Raw genomic sequence first — 5531 nt, 5'->3', positions numbered from 1 at the left:
CGCCGGGCGTGCGGCCCCGGAAAAAAACTTGGATCTCCGGAGATGTGAGATCAATAGGCGAGAATATCAAAAGACCGACCCACCGTCGTGATGGGTCGGTCTTCGAGATAAGTTGAATGATATGGCATCTATATGGCCCGCAGGTTGCTGATCTTGTTTCAGCTCCATTTGCCAGATAGATGTGCCGGGCGGGCAGTCCTTCATCGGGAAGGAGATGCCTCCCGAGCATTATTCGCAGCTGGCTAGTTGAAAGCTGTTAGCTGCTACTGTCGTTATTAGATGGTTCCGTTGTCTCTTTGTCTGCTTTCCAGTGGACAGAGAGCCCGATCACCTTCAGTCCGAATGTCATCTCTGTGATGCCCCGCCGGCGAGCAATCACCACAAAGGCGATCACCCACAAGAGCGCCAAGCCGATAACACCACACGAGATCCACACGGTTGAGTGGCCGACCGCGCCCAAGGCACGCTCGACCATGGATGATCTAGCCCTCCAGACCCTCTCGGCTCATTGATTCCTTTCTGTTGATGTCCTCAGCGGACATTCAGATCAAGCTAATAGACGCATCAACGCAACTTCGAGTTCCAGGCATAACAGAAATGATCTAGATCAACAGGGGATCGCCTGCGCCATAACGGACAAACGACACCAAAGATGCTTGGCGTGCGGCCAGGTGCGGTGGCGCCGCAATGCGCGCCACTTGGTCGGGCCGTATATTACGCGCGATGAGATGGCGATCGCCGCTTGGAAGTACCCGCAGGGGCCAGTTTCTGCCATCACCTGCACACCGAGACGCGTCGACTTAACAGTACTTATCGCGCGCCATCACCGAGCCGCACGAAATGGCTCGCATCCCCGTGCCGTCACACCGGTCAGCGGCGAAGACCTTCAAAGCCGTCACGCCAACCTCATCGATGCGCGCTGTCCCGCGAGGCAGTTGCTCCAAACGGCAGGTCGGGGACCGGACAGGAACGGGTAAGGGCGGGGGCGTCTGCCTGGCAGATGGAGGGGGCCTGGAACCGCCCGATGATTGGCGGCCCCAGGACCCGCATCCCGAGCGCCTCTGCGCAATGGGGCGCGATCTCTACGGCGGTCCAGATCGCCGGGGAACCGGGTCCGCGCCCATGGTGCGCATTTGGGCGGGCAGCCGCTCGTGCCGGTCGGCTTCGGTCGGTTGAGGCTCCACACGCGGGTTCGGCCCGTGCTCTCCCGTTTCGGCCGCCTTCCTAATGAGCGCGGTGTGCTCGTCCAGGATCTCTTCGAGTTCCAGACGCACCCGCCGTTGGCACTCGTCGATCGTCTGGCGGAACATCCCGTGCATGGCCATTGCCTCGTCCCATGCCTTGGCTACGACGCCGAGGGCCGCTGCGATGGCCTCGACGGCGGGACGGCGCTTCATGTCCGCCAACTGCGCCGTTGTGCACTCCTCTACGTAGACCGTCATCAGGCCGACGCGCACGTAAGGGATGCCGTGCTCGAAGAGCCTGTCGGCGAACAGGGTCGAGATCAGTGCGCCCATGGCTGCCGGCTTGGCCGTGTACGCCATTGGCCCACTCGCCGCCATCACGGGTCTCCGATCCTGCGCAGCGCGGCCTTCACCTGCACCAGGGCCTCGGTCGGATTGTCGGCCTCGCACAGCCAGACGCCGCCGCCCCAGCTGAACCACCAGCGGTCACCGTCGCTCGCTCGGCGAAGGCACTCGATCGCGACACCCCGCGAGTCCACATCCCTGGTCACGAGCAGCCGCCGCTCACAGACCATCTCGGGCGAGAGTTTCTGCCCGCGAAGCAGGTTCGCCAGTGCGGCCGCGAATACCGCCCCCTCCGGATCGTCTGTTCCGGCATGGTCCGGGTGCTGGCGGGCTGGCTCTGCTGAGCTCGCCGGCTGATCGTCTTGGATCTCGCTGCCGAGGCGGGTTCTCACGTAGTAGCGCAGGCTCCGCAGGGTGGGCGGAGCATTCGTGCCCAAGGTAGCGACGATCTCCAGTTCCGGCTTGAGGTAGCGCCGCGGCGATCGCTCGGCGTGCTGGGCAACCGAGATGAAGCCTTCTTCCTCCCAGCGCACGAGCACACCGGATCTGAGGCCGGTGACGTTGAACGCCTCGTGGACGGCAATCCACGGGCCGTCGGCGATGCTCATGCCGTTGATCTCGGCGACCTTGCCGACTTGCTTGCGGGGGTAGTCCGGTACCGCCAGAGTCATGCCGCTGTTGCCTTCTCTATCCGGGTTCTGATCTGGTGTGCTGCCGCCTTCGAAGCGTTCGCCGGCCCGATGGCCTCGCCGGTGCGGACGTCGTAGAGCCACCACGCCCCGTCTCGGCAGTAGCGGCAACCGACCGTGACAACTCGTCCGGGCACGCCCAGGGGAATCACGTTGAGGACGACGTATCCCTGAGCATCGGTGAAGACCGTGACGATGCCCTCAATGTGGGCGAACGCCTTGGCCAGACCTGTCAGGAAGGCGACTCGCTCGCGCTGGGGGATCAGCGTGGCGGGGCCGCTCGCCTGGCTCGGCTCCGGGGGCGAAGAGATGTAGCGCGCTTCGGAAGACCGTGCATGCGCTCCCACGGGTTCAGGTCCTGAGGGTGGGGCTGTTGCCGTCCGAGCTGGGGTATCCGTTGATGATCTTCATGTTCGGCCTCTTCGGTGCGTGGGGTGGTTGTTCCTTTCCTGTGGCGAAGCGCGGAACGGGCGCCCTGACCGGCTCGCCGAGATCACGGATTGTCGCGAACTACCTCCGTGCTGACTCTGAGTAGAGCACCATGAAAACCAGGACTGCAAGGTTTCAGAGTGAATCTCCGGGCCGAATTTCCGCAGGTCGGAGACTCATTGCGAATCGTGCGGGGTGATGCTTTCATTTCGAGTGAAAGACCGCCCCGGGATGGAGGTGATGCAGGTGACGGACACCGCGACGGGGTCAACCGTCCCTCGAAGGCAGCTCGGCCGGTACCTGCGCGAGCTTCGGACAAACGCACGCCTAACAGTGCAAGCTGCCGCGAAAGCGCTCGAATGGTCCGAAGCGAAAATGTGGAGGATCGAGACCGGTCAAACGTCCCTACGGTCTCACGACGTCGAGCTCATGTGCCGCGTCTACGGGGCACCGGAGGATCTGAAAGTGGCCCTCATGGGCCTCGCGAAGGAAACCAAGGGAAAGGGCTGGTGGCACGCCTACGGCGACGTTATCCCGGACGGCTTCGACCTGTTCATCGGGCTGGAAGGGGCAGCGGTCAGCCGCGAGGAGTACTCGCCCGAGCTGATCCCGGGCCTGTTCCAGACCCCCGACTACGCCCGTGCGGTCATCAGGAACAACACACGCCTCCACGACGAGGAGATCGACCGTCGGGTGCAGCTGCGTATCCAGCGCCAGACGCTGGTGACCCGTCCGACCGCTCCACCCACGCTCAGAGTCGCCCTGAACGAGGCCGTCGTTCGCCGCACCATCGGCGGGACCTCAGTCATGGCGGCCCAGCTGGACCACCTCGCAGAGCTGAACGAGCGCAGTAATGTCTTCGTCCGTGTCGCGCCCTTCTCGTCAGGCGCGCACCAGGGACTCGAGACCGGGCCGTTCATCCTGATGCGGTTTCCGACCACCGGAGACGGACGCAACCACGAGCCCCCCACGGTGTATGTGCAAGGCTTCACCGGAGCCCTGTACCTAGACAAACCCCAGGAGATCGACCGCTACGCCGAAGCGTTCAAGACCATCTGGGACAACGCCCTGTCGCAGGAGGCCAGCTCGGCGCTGTTCCGGCAGATAGCAAGGGAGATGAACGAACCATGAGTGGTGACTTCGCTGCGGCCAAGTGGCGCAAGAGCAGCCGCAGCAACTCCGAACAGGAGTGCGTGGAGGTCGCAGAGGTGCCGTCCGCCATCGGCATCCGCGACAGCAAGAACCCCGAGGGTGCCCCCCTGATCCTCAACCGCACCACGTTCACTGACCTCCTCAACCACGTGAAAGCCGGCCGTCTAGACCGCTGACAGCCCACGACGCCTCCCTAGCCACGTCAATGCTTGGCCTATCGTGCGCGCGCTGTCAGTTACGGCAGCTGTAGATCGTGACTTCGGGGATGTCGCTGCTGGTCGGCGGGGCAGGCGGGGATGATCACGATCGGGTGGAGTCCCGGACATGCGGGACGGCCGCCCGGATCGTTGTTTTGTGTGACGAAAACAGAAACCCCGACGGCCGTCTGGGGCACGATAGCGCATGCCGATGATGAGCGGCGGGCCGGTTTCCTGGATGCGGTGATGGCCCGGATCGCGGGTTGTTTCCGCAGGTGCGAGCCGCGGCGGCTGGTCCGCGACTTCGTGCTGGGCCTGCTGATGGAGCTGGAGGACCACAACTGCTGGACGCTCGGCGAAGCGCTCGGGCACACCGGCCCGCACCGGCTGCAGCACCTGCTGTCGAGGGCGAAGTGGGACGAGCGCCAGGTCCTGGACGAGACCGCGGTCTGGGCCGCAGAGCACCTGACCGACATCCATGACGGCGGGGACGTCGGCGGGGACGTCGGCGGGGACGTCGGCGGGGACGTCGGCGGGGACGCGGTGTTCATCGTGGACGAGACCGGCGACGCCAAGTCCTCCACCGACTGCGTCGGCGCGGCCCGCCAGTACTCGGGCAGCCTGGGCGGGGTCGCGTTGTGCCAGGTCACGGTGAACCTCACCCTCGCCACCGCGCGGGGCCACACGATCATCGACCGCCGCCTGTACCTGCCCCGCGACTGGGCGGCCGACGAGGAACGCCGCGAACTGGCCGGCGTCCCCGAACAGGTCGAGTTCGCGACCAAGCCGCAACTGGCCGCCACCATGCTCGCCCACGCCCGCCACCGCGGGATCGGCGCCGCCTTCGCGGCCGGGGACGAGGTGTACGGCGGCCGCGATCTGCGCCGCACCGTCCGCGGCCTGGGCATGGGGTATGTGATGGCCGTCAAGCACGACCACACCATCGCCCTCGGCCCGCACACCACCACCGCCCGCAAAGCCGTCCGGCTGATCGGCGACGGCGGATGGCAGCGCATGCGCACCGGAACCGGCACCAAAGGCGTCCGCTCCTACGACTGGGCCATGCTCGCCATCACCCCCGACGACGCCCCCGAAGGCGACCAGGCCGGTGACCAGGCCGGTGACCAGGCCGGTGACCAGGCCGGATGCGCCGTTCTGCTGGTGCGGCGGCACCGCTACACCCGCAAACTGTCCTACTACCGCTGCTACAGCCCGCAGCCCGTCCCGCTCGCCCGCCTGGTGGCCGTCGCCACCGTGCGCTGGAAGATCGAGGAGGACCACCAGCTCGCCAAACAGGCCTGCGGCCTGGACAAAGGCCAGACCACCCGCTGGAGGTCCTGGCATCGCTGGACCTGCCTGGCCCTGCTCGCCTACACCTACCTCGCCGTCACAGCCGCCACCGAACACCATCCCGACGACGCCGACGACTCGGAACTGATCTGAGGCGCCCCGGATCTTCCGGACAGGTCCCCAACTAGGGTTGGGGAGAACCGGAAGGGAAGGTCGTTGGCACGACAGAGGCGGCATTTCACCCA

The 5531-nt window shown here is 65.4% G+C and carries 6 protein-coding genes; 3 read left to right on the top strand and 3 right to left on the bottom strand.

Translation table 11 applies throughout. The features are described from left to right. Positions 1–1082 precede the first annotated feature (1082 nt). The 3 genes from ACGFIS_RS35665 to ACGFIS_RS35655 are packed head-to-tail and all read right to left on the bottom strand — an operon-like array spanning position 1083 to position 2565. Positions 1083–1544, bottom strand: a complete 462-nt coding sequence (locus ACGFIS_RS35665) for a hypothetical protein (protein WP_392973829.1) — start codon at positions 1542–1544, stop codon at positions 1083–1085. A gap of 17 nt (positions 1545–1561) precedes the next feature. Beyond that, the gene (locus ACGFIS_RS35660; protein ID WP_392973828.1) at positions 1562–2200 is read right to left on the bottom strand and encodes a hypothetical protein; all 639 of its coding nucleotides are present in this window, start codon (positions 2198–2200) and stop codon (positions 1562–1564) included. After that, positions 2197–2565, bottom strand: a complete 369-nt coding sequence (locus ACGFIS_RS35655) for a hypothetical protein (RefSeq protein WP_392973827.1) — start codon at positions 2563–2565, stop codon at positions 2197–2199. The genes ACGFIS_RS35660 and ACGFIS_RS35655 overlap by 4 nt, the downstream gene beginning before the upstream one ends. Positions 2566–2878: 313 nt before the next feature. On the opposite strand from ACGFIS_RS35655, the gene ACGFIS_RS35650 reads away from it, so the two are divergent. The 3 genes from ACGFIS_RS35650 (at position 2879) to ACGFIS_RS35640 (ending at position 5439) form a co-directional block, all read left to right on the top strand. Then, positions 2879–3778: a helix-turn-helix domain-containing protein gene (locus ACGFIS_RS35650; protein WP_392973826.1), complete on the top strand. Its 900-nt coding sequence runs from the start codon at positions 2879–2881 to the stop codon at positions 3776–3778. Next, positions 3775–3975, top strand: coding sequence for a DUF397 domain-containing protein (locus tag ACGFIS_RS35645; RefSeq protein WP_392973825.1), 201 nt, complete (start codon positions 3775–3777; stop codon positions 3973–3975). The genes ACGFIS_RS35650 and ACGFIS_RS35645 overlap by 4 nt, the downstream gene beginning before the upstream one ends. A 180-nt stretch (positions 3976–4155) precedes the next feature. Continuing rightward, positions 4156–5439: an IS701 family transposase gene (locus tag ACGFIS_RS35640; RefSeq protein WP_392973824.1), complete on the top strand. Its 1284-nt coding sequence runs from the start codon at positions 4156–4158 to the stop codon at positions 5437–5439. Positions 5440–5531 lie beyond the last annotated feature (92 nt).

Source organism: Spirillospora sp. NPDC048824 (genome assembly GCF_043198455.1).
Lineage (GTDB): Bacteria > Actinomycetota > Actinomycetes > Streptosporangiales > Streptosporangiaceae > Spirillospora.
The sequence above is the reverse complement of the archived record's forward strand: the minus strand, read 5'-3'. Positions and strand labels throughout refer to the sequence as shown.